Origin of the sequence: Kribbella pittospori, from assembly GCF_004331465.1 — a bacterium.
Classification (GTDB): domain Bacteria; phylum Actinomycetota; class Actinomycetes; order Propionibacteriales; family Kribbellaceae; genus Kribbella; species Kribbella pittospori.
In genome coordinates, this window is the sequence record NZ_SJKB01000003.1 from 649,313 (window position 1) to 661,449 (window position 12,137).

12 protein-coding genes and 1 pseudogene are annotated in these 12,137 nt (G+C 67.9%); 6 read left to right on the plus strand and 7 right to left on the minus strand.

Annotation, left to right across the window (positions count from 1 at the left end; all coding sequences use genetic code 11):
• Window positions 1-36: 36 nt before the first annotated feature.
• Window positions 37-1,023: a glycoside hydrolase family 43 protein gene (locus tag E0H73_RS13350; RefSeq protein WP_131354482.1), complete on the minus strand. Its 987-nt coding sequence runs from the start codon at window positions 1,021-1,023 to the stop codon at window positions 37-39.
• A 281-nt stretch (window positions 1,024-1,304) separates the two neighbouring features.
• On the opposite strand from E0H73_RS13350, the gene E0H73_RS13355 reads away from it, so the two are divergent.
• Window positions 1,305-4,691, plus strand: coding sequence for a glycoside hydrolase family 84 protein (locus E0H73_RS13355; protein ID WP_165555635.1), 3,387 nt, complete (start codon window positions 1,305-1,307; stop codon window positions 4,689-4,691).
• Here the strand turns inward: E0H73_RS13355 and E0H73_RS13360 are convergent.
• Together E0H73_RS13360 and E0H73_RS13365 are read right to left on the minus strand one after the other, a co-directional pair.
• The gene (locus E0H73_RS13360) at window positions 4,676-5,806 is read right to left on the minus strand and encodes a nucleoside hydrolase (RefSeq protein WP_131354485.1); all 1,131 of its coding nucleotides are present in this window, start codon (window positions 5,804-5,806) and stop codon (window positions 4,676-4,678) included. The two genes, E0H73_RS13355 and E0H73_RS13360, sit on opposite strands and share 16 nt — an antisense overlap.
• 110 nt (window positions 5,807-5,916) lie before the next feature.
• A complete protein-coding gene (locus tag E0H73_RS13365; RefSeq protein ID WP_165555637.1) occupies window positions 5,917-6,693 on the minus strand; it encodes a universal stress protein in 777 nt (258 codons plus the stop codon).
• A gap of 501 nt (window positions 6,694-7,194) precedes the next feature.
• On the opposite strand from E0H73_RS13365, the pseudogene E0H73_RS48380 reads away from it, so the two are divergent.
• Window positions 7,195-7,413, plus strand: a pseudogene (locus tag E0H73_RS48380) (PEP/pyruvate-binding domain-containing protein); the annotation flags it as partial.
• A gap of 121 nt (window positions 7,414-7,534) precedes the next feature.
• Window positions 7,535-8,146, plus strand: a complete 612-nt coding sequence (locus tag E0H73_RS47175) for an Rv1733c family protein (RefSeq protein WP_238163974.1) — start codon at window positions 7,535-7,537, stop codon at window positions 8,144-8,146.
• Window positions 8,147-8,238: 92 nt separating this feature from the next.
• Here the strand turns inward: E0H73_RS47175 and E0H73_RS13375 are convergent, their stop codons facing one another.
• Entirely contained in the window at window positions 8,239-8,436 is a 198-nt protein-coding gene (locus E0H73_RS13375) for a hypothetical protein (RefSeq protein WP_131354491.1), read from the minus strand.
• Between the two features lie 362 nt (window positions 8,437-8,798).
• Here E0H73_RS13375 and E0H73_RS13380 point away from each other — a divergent pair, with 362 nt between their 5' ends.
• Together E0H73_RS13380 and E0H73_RS13385 are read left to right on the plus strand one after the other, a co-directional pair.
• Window positions 8,799-9,359: a hypothetical protein gene (locus E0H73_RS13380; protein ID WP_131354494.1), complete on the plus strand. Its 561-nt coding sequence runs from the start codon at window positions 8,799-8,801 to the stop codon at window positions 9,357-9,359.
• A gap of 61 nt (window positions 9,360-9,420) precedes the next feature.
• A complete protein-coding gene (locus tag E0H73_RS13385; RefSeq protein ID WP_131354497.1) occupies window positions 9,421-9,981 on the plus strand; it encodes a flavodoxin family protein in 561 nt (186 codons plus the stop codon).
• A gap of 38 nt (window positions 9,982-10,019) precedes the next feature.
• Here E0H73_RS13385 and E0H73_RS13390 read toward each other — a convergent pair whose 3' ends face one another.
• Window positions 10,020-10,352: a pyridoxamine 5'-phosphate oxidase family protein gene (locus E0H73_RS13390; RefSeq protein WP_165555642.1), complete on the minus strand. Its 333-nt coding sequence runs from the start codon at window positions 10,350-10,352 to the stop codon at window positions 10,020-10,022.
• Window positions 10,353-10,363: 11 nt separating this feature from the next.
• On the minus strand, window positions 10,364-10,672 hold the full coding sequence (locus tag E0H73_RS13395; RefSeq protein ID WP_131354503.1) for a helix-turn-helix domain-containing protein: 309 nt from the start codon (window positions 10,670-10,672) through the stop codon (window positions 10,364-10,366).
• A 224-nt stretch (window positions 10,673-10,896) separates the two neighbouring features.
• Here E0H73_RS13395 and E0H73_RS13400 point away from each other — a divergent pair, with 224 nt between their 5' ends.
• The gene (locus E0H73_RS13400; RefSeq protein WP_131354505.1) at window positions 10,897-11,550 is read left to right on the plus strand and encodes a response regulator; all 654 of its coding nucleotides are present in this window, start codon (window positions 10,897-10,899) and stop codon (window positions 11,548-11,550) included.
• Window positions 11,551-11,563: 13 nt separating this feature from the next.
• Here E0H73_RS13400 and E0H73_RS13405 read toward each other — a convergent pair whose 3' ends face one another.
• Window positions 11,564-12,085, minus strand: a complete 522-nt coding sequence (locus E0H73_RS13405) for a flavodoxin domain-containing protein (RefSeq protein WP_131354508.1) — start codon at window positions 12,083-12,085, stop codon at window positions 11,564-11,566.
• Window positions 12,086-12,137 lie beyond the last annotated feature (52 nt).

Below are 12,137 nucleotides of genomic sequence, written 5' to 3' on the forward strand. Positions count from 1 at the left end.
CCATGAAATCACCGCCCGAGCCGGGAGCCGATCTCGTTATCTCGGCGGGACAGGCGGGAGGAATGCGGGGACGGTCGGCGTGGCACCGTCCTCGCCCCAGACGAGTCTCGCGGCGTACATGACGCGTCTCTTGTTCGGGTCGGTCACCACGCCGTCGTACTGACATGGCTGGTCGTCTGCTGTGCACACCCAACCGTGCAGGTAGATCAGGTCCGGGCCGCCATCACCGGTCACGACGTCGGCTCCGCCGGGGCCGCACAGGCCGGTGCTGGCTTGATCCAGCAGCACATGCTCTTGCTTGTCCGCGAACGACCATGGGTCGGTCGACCGCCGCCACACGGTCGAGTAGCGGCACTGGTCGAACCAGTTCGCCGATGCCAGCAGGACGTACTGGTCGCCGCGCTTGACCATCACCGGGTTCTCGATGCTGTCCGCGTGCCGCACCAGTTCGTGGCTGAGCTCGCCCCGGCTGTGCAGGCCGTCTGCCGACAGCGGGAACATGCGGATGGTGCCGGGTGTCTTCTGCGTCTTGTACAGCAGGTAGCGCCGGCCATCGGAATCCTGGAAAGGATTCGGGTCGATCACACCGGCGGTCGCATCGGGTCGGTCCGCGACCGGGTCCTCGCCGCCGAGGATCGGGCAGATCAGTGGAGTGTCGGTCGGTGTGTAGGGGCCGCCGGGATTGTCGCCTACTGCGGTCCCGATGCAGCGTTGTCCGGCGAAGCCCTTCGCCTGCGCGGCGTAGTACAACACCCAGCCGGCCGAGGTGTACCAGGCATCTGGAGCCCAGACCGCGCCCGTGCCGGTCGCCCAGGTTCCCCAACGGCTCAGTGCGTTCGGTTGGGCGGTCCACGGCCCGCCGGGTGTGTTGGATCGTCCGACCTCGGCCAGAGGACCGCCGGTCATGAAGGCGTAGTAGTCGCTACCTACCCGCAACAGACCTGGGTCGGCCGCACTCGGACCGTAAACCGGCGCCGGCACCGGCCGCGGAGCTGCTTGCGCACCGGACCCGACGGTCGACATCAATGCAATCGCACACGCAGCCAACGCAACGACCAACCGTGTACCCGTTCGACCACTCACGCCACGCCTCCTCGGACCCCCCGCGAATGAGAGGCCAACGGTATACGCAGATTTACAACGCTGTAAATCCAAGTATGTCGGTCGATTGACAATCCTTGCGACCTGTTCCGCCGCCGGTCCGAACCAAGAGTCGGAAGTCTGGAGGTGTCTGGGGTGAGGTCTTGACGAGCAGTTCTGCGCACTGGCTAACTGTCCTCATCCGCCCTGCCCGAGGAGACTCGATGCGCCTGCTCCGGTCTGCTGTCAGCGTGCTCGCCCTGGTCACCCCGTTTCTGCTGGTACCACAGGAGGCCGACGCCGGTCCTCCTGCCACGGTCGCGGTCTCTCCCGAGCCGCAACAGCTCGTGCCCCGTGGTGACGGCTTCCCGATCACCCCGGTGGTGGGCCTGGTGCTGACCTCACGCTCCGATGCGGATGCCGAGCGCGTCGTACGCCAGGCCCTGAACCGCGCCGGTGTCGGGACGATCCGGACCACGGACGGCAGCGACCCCGGTACGCCGACGACGATCTGGCTGGGTCGCGCCACGTCGGTGCTCAGCGACTTGCGGGTCCCGGACAGCACAGGCCTGGCTGCGGAGGGGTACGTACTGGCAGCCGGTCGCGACCGGCACGACCGCGGTCACGTCGTGCTCGACGGCGTCGACTCCGACGGCACGTACTACGCCGCGCAGTCGTTCGCGCAGTTGATCCAGGCCCGACCGGGCCGCGACTGGATGCCCGGCGTCGCAGTTCGGGACTGGCCGACGATGCGCTATCGCGGCGCGATCGAAGGGTTCTACGGCACTCCGTGGTCGCAGGCGGATCGCCTGGACGAGCTCAGCTATCTCGGTGAGCACCGGATGAACACCTACGAGTACGCGCCGAAAGACGATCCGTACCACCGGGAGAAATGGCGCGACCCGTATCCGGCGGACAAGCTCGCGCAACTGGCCGAACTCGTGACCCGCGCGCGGCAGAACAAGGTGGACTTCACCTTCGCGCTGTCGCCGGGCCTGTCGATCTGCTACACCTCGGAGGCCGACTTCCAGGCCCTGATCGCCAAGTTCCAAGCGCTGTACGACGTCGGCGGCCGATCCTTCACTGTGCCGCTCGACGACATCGACTACAACACCTGGCACTGCGACGCGGACCAGGCGAAGTACGGAACGGGCGGCGGCGCGGCGGGCCGGGCGCAGAGCGACCTGCTGAACCGGGTGCAGCGCGAGTGGGTCGAGACCAAGCCGGACGTCGCGCCGCTGCAGATGGTGCCGACGGAGTACTACAACGTCAGCGAAACGCCGTACAAGAAGGCCTTGCGGGAACAGCTCGACCTCGACGTGGTCGTGCACTGGACCGGGATCGGGGTCGTGCCGCGAACCATCACCGCAACCCAGGCGGCCCAGGCCAAGGCCGTGTTCGGCCACGACATCCTGATCTGGGACAACTACCCGGTCAACGACTATGCGGGCGGCCGGCTGCTGCTCGCGCCGTACAGCGGCCGTGAGCCCGCCATTGCCGACCAGGTCGCCGGTGTCATCTCGAACCCGATGAACCAGGCGGCGGTCAGCAAGATCGCGCTGTACTCGTTCGCCGAACTCGGCTGGAACCCGGCGAAGTACGACGAACAGGCTTCCTGGCGTCGCGCTCTGGCCGAGCGTGCGGGCGGTGATCCGGCGACGACCGCGGCCTTGCAGGTGTTCGCGGATCTCAACACGTACGACGGAACGTTGCACCCGGACAGCGCGCCGTCCCTCGGCGCCGCGATCGACCAGCTCTGGCAGCGGTGGCGATCCGGGCAGCACGCCGAGGCGATCGCCGGACTGCGGCCACGGGTGACCACCGTCATCGCCGCTCCCGGCACGATCCGGGCGGGTGTGGTCGATCCCGCGTTCGCGGACCAGGCGGAATCGTGGCTCAAGGCAACGGAGTTGTGGGGACAGGCGATGGGGCGCGCACTGGATCTGCTCGCGGCCCTGGACGCCGGCGACGGCGCGGCGGCCTGGACTCAGCGGCAGCAGATGAGCGGTCTTGTCAGCCAGGCACAGGCGATCCGGGACAGCCGGGCGCCGCACAACGGTACGTATCCGCGGATCGGTGAACGGGTGATCGACGAGTTGATCGCCGAAACCGGCCGGGTCCACGACCGCTGGCTCGGCGTACAGCCGGGGCGCACCGCGTCGACGAACCTCGGTACCTACCAGGACAACGTGCCCGCGCGGATGGTCGACGGGGATCAGAACACCTTCTTCTGGAGCAACGGCACGCCTGAGCCGGGCTCCGAGGTCCGGGTCGATCTCGGCGAGCCGGCGACGATCGGCGCGATCGCGGTGCTGATGGGTAAGGCGTCCAGCCCGAACGATTACCTCCACTCGGGGGTACTGGAGTACTCGCTCGACGGCGTCCGGTGGACCGAGTTGACTCGCGCGACGACAGCTGAGGTACGGGCCACTGCTCCGGCAGGTACGACGGCACGCTACGTGCGGTACCGCTCGTTGTCCGCCAGTGACTTCTGGCTGGTGGTGCGAGAGTTCTCGGTCGAGACGATCGGCGGCCGGAACACGACGCTGACGGCAGGCGGTACGCCGGCGCCCGCTGCGGGGTCGTCCTACCAGCGTGCGGTGGACGGCAGCCTGGACACTGCCTACGTGCCGGTCGCCGCGCCGGGTGCCGGCGACGCGTTGACGGTCGGCTTGTCGGCGCCCAGAGAACTCGCCGGTCTGACCGTTCTTCAACAGTCGTCGGCCGTCGGGGCGGCGGACGTCGAGGTCCAGGTCGGCGGCGCCTGGCAACGGGTCGGAGCCGTGTCGTCGGCCTATGCCGAGGTGGCAGTGGCCGACCTTCGGGCGGAGGCCGTGCGCCTGGTGTGGAAGGGTGGAACTCCGGCCGTGGCCGAGATCGTGCCACTGTGGACGGACACACCACTCGCCGGACTTCGCGTCGGCGAGAACCGGGCCGACGTGGTTCGTGGTGAGGCGTCGACCTTCGTGGTAGACATCTCGGCCGAACGCGGTGTCGACGTGAGCGGCACCCTTCTCGTCGCGCCGCCGGCAGGGTGGACCGCACAACCGGTGAGCACACAGGTGGTCGTGAAGCGAGGCTTCACCCGGTCGGTGTCTGTGCAGCTGACGCCTCCCGCCGACACCGCCTTGGCCGACGTGGACATCCCGGTGACGTTCACCTCGGGCGCGACGAGTGTCGAGACCGTACTGCGGGTCGCCGTACGGCCGCGCACCGCTGCGACCAATGTGGCTCGCGATCGCCCGGTCGTTGCCTCAAGCATCGAACCCGGTACGTCGTTCACCGCTGATCTCGCAGTTGACGGGAACACCGCCACGCGCTGGGCGTCGGGATACGACGATGCATCGTGGCTCCAGCTCGATCTCGGTACGACGACCCGGCTCGGCAAGCTCGTGCTGCGCTGGGAGGCGGCGTACGGCTCGGCGTACAAGGTGCAGGTTTCCGACGACGCGAGCACGTGGACGACCCTGACCGAGGTGGCCGACGGCGACGGAGCAACTGACACGGTGTGGCTCGACGGTGCCGGCCGCTACGTCCGCCTGCAGGGTGTCCACCGGGCCACGCAGTACGGCTACTCCCTGTATGAAGTCGAGGTCTACCCAGCAACCTGACCTTCCTGGTGCCGGCCGCCGTTGAGGGTTGTCGTGAACGTGTCTTCGAAGCGTGTTGCGTCGGCGGTGTATCCGACCAGTTGGGGTGTGCCGTCCGGTGTGTCGATCGTGCGGCCCGACGAAGGGCCGTCGAGGACCACGAAGACACGTCGCGGCCGGTACTGGACGAGGTCGTCGCGCGGGCCCAGGACGAGTGACGTCGCGGCGAGTGCGTCCCACCAGAACATGATGTTGAGCTCGATGAGCGGCGGCATGTCCGGTTGGGTGAGGATCGCGTGGACCAGCCGCGCCTCCACCGTGCCGGCTGCGGCGCCGAGCCGGTCGACGTACGCCTGGGTGATCATCACGTGGTTCGTGGCGTCCAGCGGAACGATCTGGACCCGGCCGGCAGGCACCGTCCGGAACACGAAGTCGGCGGCGTGCGGGTCGATCCAGAGGTTGACCTCCTGGGTGTTGTCGAACCCGCCGGTGGTCGAGCCGAAGAGATTGCCCGGTACGTCGAACGCTCCACCCATGACGTAGAGCGACTCGATCCTCCCCGCCACATCCCGGTTCTCGCGCAAGGCCGCGGCCACGTTGCTGAGCGGGCCGGTAGCCAGCACCGTCACGCGCTCACGCGAGCTCAGGACCGACCTGGCGATCAGCTGTGCCGCCGTCAACGACGACGGCTGGTCAGGCTGGTCGGCGTCGTCGAGCGCCCCGGTCAGGACGCGCTCGAACGTCTCCCTCGCCTCCGGCGGTGCCAGGTGCACGCCGGTCGGTGAACCGTCGGCCACCGGCACACGCGGCAGACCGCACTTCCGCAGAATCGTCCGCGCATGTGTCAACGACCGGCCCACCGTACCGATGCCGTTGTTCACCACCGTGACGGCACGCAGTTCGATCCGGCCTTGCTTGTGCGCCTGACAGAGGAATGCCAGCGTCGACGCATCATCGAAGTCCAGGTCACTGTCGTAGACAACCGGAACGGGCCGGTGCCCGGCCGGCTCCGCCACGGTCGCCGCCGTGGCCGGACCTACTCCAACGGAGGCAATGCTCAGTGCCACCCCGGCTGCCAGTGCGGCAATACTCTTCCGGAACCGGCCTGTCCGTACACGGAGACTGATCCGCTTCATCGACAACTCCAAGCTCGAACCGATCGAAGCGAAGAGTCTCCCCGACCTCCCTTTCAGACCGCTTTCATCCCGAAACGCGGGATGTGTGGCCGGACTGGTGGTCGGGGGGATCAGCCGCCGACGGCGGCTGCGGGGATGACGGCGACCGGGCAGGGGGCGTGCTGGAGGACTGTCTGGCTGATCGAGCCGATGAGCATGCCGCTGAAGCCGCCGCGGCCACGGGCGCCGAGGACGATGAGGCGGGCGTCGGCGGACAGCTGCAGGAGATGTTCGGCCGGATGGCCCGTGATCTGGATCAGTTCGGCGTCGTGGCCTCCGCGGCGGTGTACGGCGTCCTGTAGTTCGGTATCGGTGATGCGGTGCAGCTCGGTTCCGGCGGGCTGTGCTGCGATGACGCGGACGGGGAGGTCGCGGCGGCGGGCGTAGTCCAGTCCGAAGTCGAGAGCCGACTCGCTTGCGGACGAACCGTCGTACCCGATCACGACCCGGGTACCGGAGTCTCCGGCGAGATCCGGACGTACGACGACGAGCGGGCATCTGGCGTTGGCCGTGAGATCGAGGCCGGTCGCGCCGACCAGGGCACCTACCATCACGCCCAGACCGCGGCTGCCGATCACCACCAGCTGCGCCTGGCCGGATGCCATCACCAACGCGGTCGACGGTGCGCCGTACTCGAGCCGCGCCTCGACCTCGATCGCGGGCTCGAGCCTACGGACCTGTGCGACCGCGTCGTCGACGACGGCTCGAGACGCGGACAGTCCAGCGCTGACCGCATGCACGAGCTGCAGTTGCACCTTCTGTGAGGCCGCCTCGGTCGTGGCCCAGCTGATCGCGACCTCGGCGGCGTGCGAGCCGTCGATGCCCACCACGATCGGTTTGTGGTTCATCATCGACTCCCTGCTGAGACCTGCAGCGGGCGCAGGTCCGGCGGACCGCGTCGGTCGGCGTCACGAAGGTCGTGGGTGAAGGCGAACGGCCTGCCGTCCACCGCGAGTTGCCGGACCCAAGGCGCTGGTACGACCTTCGAGTGTGCGTGATGCACGAGTTCACCTCCACTGCCGGTCTCCTTCGAGCATCGGCGTGGTCTGCAGGTGTGCGCACCGGCCGATCGGTCCCCGGCGACCGGGACTTTGGCCTCTCAGCGGGCGGCTGGCCGGAGTAGTCCGGGGCCGGGTTGTCCCGGATGACGGGACTTTCGGCTCTGAACGCAGAGCAGCGCGTCAAGCAGTGTGGAAGCACAGGGGAAGTGACCGGCCCGTCGGGAGTGGACTGAGGAGCAGCGTGGCAGAGGGGCCACCAGATCCGCCGTCATCAAGACGGTTCCGCCCGGCGGGCCGGTCTCTCTGTCGCTGCCGCTCGGTGCGAGATGTCCGGAGGGAGGCTGCGATGTGCATCGACGCGGTGACCGCGGCGGCGTACGAGGAGTTGTCCGCGAGGGCCGGCTCGGTCCGGTCCTGCATCTGAACACGGGCGCCGATGTGCTGGCCGCCTGCCGGCGGTGCTTCGCGGATCTGTTCAGTGCTGCGGCGGTCGGCAACCGCGAGCTCTGCGGACCCGACGACCTCGAGGCAACCATGGCGGTCACCGTCCAGCTGATGGTGCGGTCCGACCGAGGCGGATCAGTCGGCGAGGACTTTGGACTCTGGTCACAATCGCTCTGTGCGCGCATCGTGAAGAGTGCAGGGCGAGCCGAAGGCGTTTGCGACCGACGCCGTCGAGGAGTGCGCAATGAGCAGGACGGCCAACCGGGATATGCCTTCGTGGGGGCTGATGCTGGCGCGCCGGCTCGGGTTCGGCCGCAACCCCCTGCGCCGCCGGCTCGATCGAATCCAGTCGCTGGTCGTGCTGACCGCGGTCCTGGTCGCTGTCCTGATGATCCCGGTCGCGGTGACGGTGAGTAGAGGAGTCACTCACTCCATCGAACAATCTGAGGCCGTACGCCGAGCCACCATGACTGAGGTTCGGGCGCGAGCGTTGGAGGACACGCCGCCCGCGATCCCGGAGGCCGGCGCCGAGGCGACCTCGAGGGTGCGGGTGTCGTGGACCGATCCGGCCGGATGGCCGCACGAGGGACGAGCCAACGTGCCGCTCGGAACCGCGAAGGACGCCGAGGTGACGATCTGGCTCGATCGGTCCGGCGGGATCGCCATACCACCTCGCCGGCCGGGCGACAGCGCGGCGGTCGGTGGCGCGGTCGGTCTGAGTACGGCGATGGTGTCGTGGCTGCTGATTGCGGGCCTGGCCAGGCTGTCCGTCGTACCTCTCGACCGGCGCCGCCTGCGTGACTGGGACCGCGAATGGGCGATGGTCGGACCACGCTGGCGCCATCGCAGCACGTAGCGGGCCGCGAGATCAGGAGGCACAGCGGGTGGCATCCCACCTCCGAGAGAGGATGCCACCCGCCATGTCACCGCACTGACCTAACGGTCAGTTCATTCCTCCCACTGGAACTGCCAGCCCGGAGCGCAGGGCCACTCGGGGGCGCAGGTCGAGTTCGGGTCGTGGTACCAGACGTCGGACACCGCGTACCCGTAGTGCCGGTACACGTTCTGCTTCTGAATGCACTCGTCCTGGGTCGCACAGGTGACGGTGTGGATGGTCTGGGTCTTGCGCCTGGGCCACCGTCGCACCGCCGGCAACCACAGCCACCGCGGCCGCGGCCATCGCAACCATTCGCCCGATCGATCTCATGCAGTATCTGCCTCTCGCGTCAATAGATAGGTGCCTTATGCAACTCTCGTTCAGGCTAGTACCGGTCTAGACAGCCGGGCAAACGATTCGATCCCAATGGAATGACGTTTGGCGAACGGATGCTGTGGGCAACGACTAGCGGTGGTCTCTCAGCGTGTGGGCGGTGGGGAGCGGTTGCTAGCGGCAAGGGGCCTGGGCGGACGGGACTTTGGCTTGTGCCGGTGAGGTGAGAACGGCTCTGACCGGCGTCGCGGAGCGGGCAGACGATCGAGGTGTCGAATCGAACTGAAAGGAAGACACCATGACCACCACGCCGCACCGCCGCGACCTACCGGCTCCTGTGATGGAGCCTGACGGCGATCGTCGCCTGATCGTCACGACAGCTGCGGGCCGTGCGCTCGCGGTACTTCGGATCGCCTTCGGGCTGACCTTCCTGTGGGCGTTCGTCGACAAGTTGTTCGGCCTGGGCTACGCCACCCCGTCCGGCAAGGGCTGGGTCGACGGTGGCGACCCGACTGCGGGATTCCTGGGCAAGGGCACCAGCGGTCCGCTGGCCGACTTCTACCAGTCGCTGGTCGGTGACTGGTGGGTGACTCCGCTGTTCATGATCGGCCTGGCTGGTATCGGCGTCGCGCTGACGTTGGGCATCGGGATGCGGATCGCGGCGGTTTCCGGCTCGTTGCTGTACCTGCTGATGTGGTCGGCGAACCTGCCGCCGGAGAACAACCCGGTGCTGGACGAGCACATCCTCGGCGCGATCACCCTCGTCGCTCTCGCGCTCGTTGCTGCTGGCAATGTGTGGGGCTTCGGTGGCTGGTGGGGCAAGCTCGACATCGTCCGCCGCCACCCGTGGCTGCGGTGACCACAATGACCGGCGCGGCGAGCTGGTCGTTCCGGCGTACTGACACTGAAGGAGGTTGATCATGTCCGAGATCGCACGTGCACTCGTCGTCTACGAGTCCATGTACGGCAACACCGCGCGGATCGCGTCCGCGATCTGCGTTGGTCTGCGGCAGAGCATTCCCACCGAGATGGTGCCGGCGTACCGGGCGCCGGCGGTGATCCCCGGCGATGTCCGCTTGCTGGTCGTGGGCGGACCGACGCACGCATTCTCGATGAGCCGGCCCTCCACACGCCAGGACGCCAGCAATCAGCACGGAGTGGTGATGCCGATCGAGGTCGGGATCCGCGAGTGGCTCGAGTCGCTGACCGCGGACACGACGTCCACCTCGGTACGCCGTCGTACCCGCGTCGACGTCGCAACTTTCGACACGCGCATCGCCAAGGTCCGCCGGCTCCCCGGCTCGGCCGCGAGGTCGGCGGCCAAGGTACTGCGCCGGTTGGGCTTCCGGGTGCTCCTCGGATCCGCGAGCTTCTTCGTGGACGAGTCGACCGGACCCATCCGCGAAATCGAGATCGAACGCGCCCGCCGCTGGGGCGAAGACATCGGCCAACTGCACGCCGCCTCAGCCACCGCAGCCTGAACCGGTCCCGGCCACCGGTCAGCCCTTCGGCTGTGTGATCACCAGGAGCGGATGCGGCGGCCGGAGATTCGGCGGGGTTCGATGGCTATGTAGGTCTCGCGCGTGCCACCGGCCCAGGGCTCGACCCGGCCGAGGGCGACCTGGATCTCCTGGCCGGTGGCCGGCCGGACGGTGCCGTTCACCAGTACGCTCCAGCCGTCCTGAAGACCCTCGTCGACGAAGTCGAGCTCGAACGCGATGGGCGCCAGGTCGTACTGAGCGACCGCGCTGTCGGCGGCTGTGCGGAAGACGATCAGGTCGTTCACGTAGCAGTAGTTGACCGGGATCACGAGCAGCTCGTCTGCCTGGTTGAACGCGATCCGCCCGACCACGCCGCCCTCGATCAGCTTGATGCACTCGTCCGGCGCATCGGTTCCAGCTCCGGCTCCGGCGTCAGAACCGACGGTCGCGTCGGCCGGCTCCGGCGTGGTGCGAACAAGCCGCTGATGGTGGTGTCGAGCGCGCGCGACAGTCTGAGGAGCTCACCCCCGGTCAGCGCGTCCGGATCCGTCTCGATGTGCTCGATGCGGCGCGTGCTCATCCCAGTGCGTTCGGCGACTTCCGCCGTACTCAGTCCCAACTCGAGCCGACGATGCTTGACTCGCCGGCCGAAGTCACCCGGCACCTCACCGTTCTGCGACCTGTTCTCCATGCGGCCTCCGCCTCCCTTCGTTCTGTCCTTCCAGGCAACCAGGCGGGTGGCCAGAGACGCAGGGGACGAAGGCCTGAGACAGTGGGCCGGGCGGTCGCCTGCACGCCGCGACGGAACAGGCCAAAAGTCCCGTGTGGGGCGGGACAGTTGCCCCTCGTCCGTGGCGTAGCCGGAGATGGATGCTGGAGGCGGAGCATACGGCGGGTGAGTCCGAAGGAGATGAGATGACGATCAGGGTCTTTCTGCTGGACGACCACGAGGTGGTCCGGCTGGGGCTGCACCAACTGCTCGAGGACGAGCCGGACATCGAGGTGGTGGGTGACGCTTCGACCGCCGCGGAGGCGCTCGCGCGGATCCCCGCCGTACAGCCCGATGTCGCTCTGCTCGACGTCCGGCTGCCCGACGGCGACGGCGTGTCCGTCTGCCGCGAGATCCGCTCCACCATGGACAACCCGCCGGCTTGCCTGATGCTCACGTCGTACTCCGACGACGAAGCGCTGTTCACCGCGATCATGGCCGGAGCCGCCGGCTACCTGTTGAAGCAGGTGCACGCCAGCGATCTGGTCGGGGCGATCCGCCGCTTGGCCGCGGGGGAATCCTTGCTCGACCCCGCCATGACCCAGAAGGTCCTCGAGCGCCTGCGCCACCCAGTGGTCGAGGAGGACCCCCGGTACGCCACCCTCACCGAGCAGGAGCGCAAGATCCTCGCCGAGATCGCCGTCGGCAAGACCAACCGCCAGATCGCGCAATCGCTCTACCTGGCCGAGAAGACCGTCAAGAACTACGTCTCCTCCCTGCTGCGCAAACTCAACGTGGAACGCCGCACCGAAGCCGCCGTCTTCGCCATCGAACACGCCAAGAACCACCCCAAGACCTAGCGACGATCACCTGTCACGACCAGTCAGGGGTGCTGGGTTGGGTGGCGGAGATGGCGGCACTGACGTCGGCGGACCAGGTGCGGATCTTGTCCCAGTCGCGGAAGTCACCCGCCAGGTTGCCGGTGGCCAGGCGGCCGGCGAGGAAGCCCTTGGCGGTGGCCGGCTCGAGTCGGCCCGCGAAGGTCATCGGGGGAGTCGCTCCGATCTGGCGAGCGAGTCGTCGGACGACCGGAGGCAGCTCCTGGGCTTGGTGCTTGTCGGGACCAACTGGGCCGCTGTGGAAGAGCCAGACCTGCCGCTCGCTGAGCTCATCACGGTTCCTTCGCAGGAACTGCACGGCCTCGCGCCGCCAGCGCCGGATGTAGATGGCGCTGCCGAGGACCACGACGTCGTACGGCGCGACGGTAGGGACGGACGTGACGTCGAGGACGTCGACTTGGTGGCCGTGCGCCCGCAGTTCGGTGCCGATCGCCTCAGCGATGCCCGCGGTCGCGCCCATCTTGGTGGCGTAGGCAACCAATACCTTCGTGGACATCGAGATCTCCTTCCGTTCGTTTCCAGCACATCAGCAACCGAACGACCGGGTC

What these genes read in the sequence shown, in the direction of transcription:
- E0H73_RS13365 (WP_165555637.1), bottom strand. Translation starts at nt 6,693, where the DNA reads ATGAACCACAAACCGATCGTGGTGGGCATCGACGGCTCGCACGCCGCC.
- E0H73_RS13360 (WP_131354485.1), bottom strand. Translation starts at nt 5,806, where the DNA reads ATGAAGCGGATCAGTCTCCGTGTACGGACAGGCCGGTTCCGGAAGAGT.
- E0H73_RS13355 (WP_165555635.1), top strand. Translation starts at nt 1,305, where the DNA reads ATGCGCCTGCTCCGGTCTGCTGTCAGCGTGCTCGCCCTGGTCACCCCG.
- E0H73_RS13405 (WP_131354508.1), bottom strand. Translation starts at nt 12,085, where the DNA reads ATGTCCACGAAGGTATTGGTTGCCTACGCCACCAAGATGGGCGCGACC.
- E0H73_RS13385 (WP_131354497.1), top strand. Translation starts at nt 9,421, where the DNA reads ATGTCCGAGATCGCACGTGCACTCGTCGTCTACGAGTCCATGTACGGC.
- E0H73_RS47175 (WP_238163974.1), top strand. Translation starts at nt 7,535, where the DNA reads ATGAGCAGGACGGCCAACCGGGATATGCCTTCGTGGGGGCTGATGCTG.
- E0H73_RS13395 (WP_131354503.1), bottom strand. Translation starts at nt 10,672, where the DNA reads ATGGAGAACAGGTCGCAGAACGGTGAGGTGCCGGGTGACTTCGGCCGG.
- E0H73_RS13400 (WP_131354505.1), top strand. Translation starts at nt 10,897, where the DNA reads ATGACGATCAGGGTCTTTCTGCTGGACGACCACGAGGTGGTCCGGCTG.
- E0H73_RS13380 (WP_131354494.1), top strand. Translation starts at nt 8,799, where the DNA reads ATGACCACCACGCCGCACCGCCGCGACCTACCGGCTCCTGTGATGGAG.
- E0H73_RS13350 (WP_131354482.1), bottom strand. Translation starts at nt 1,023, where the DNA reads ATGTCGACCGTCGGGTCCGGTGCGCAAGCAGCTCCGCGGCCGGTGCCG.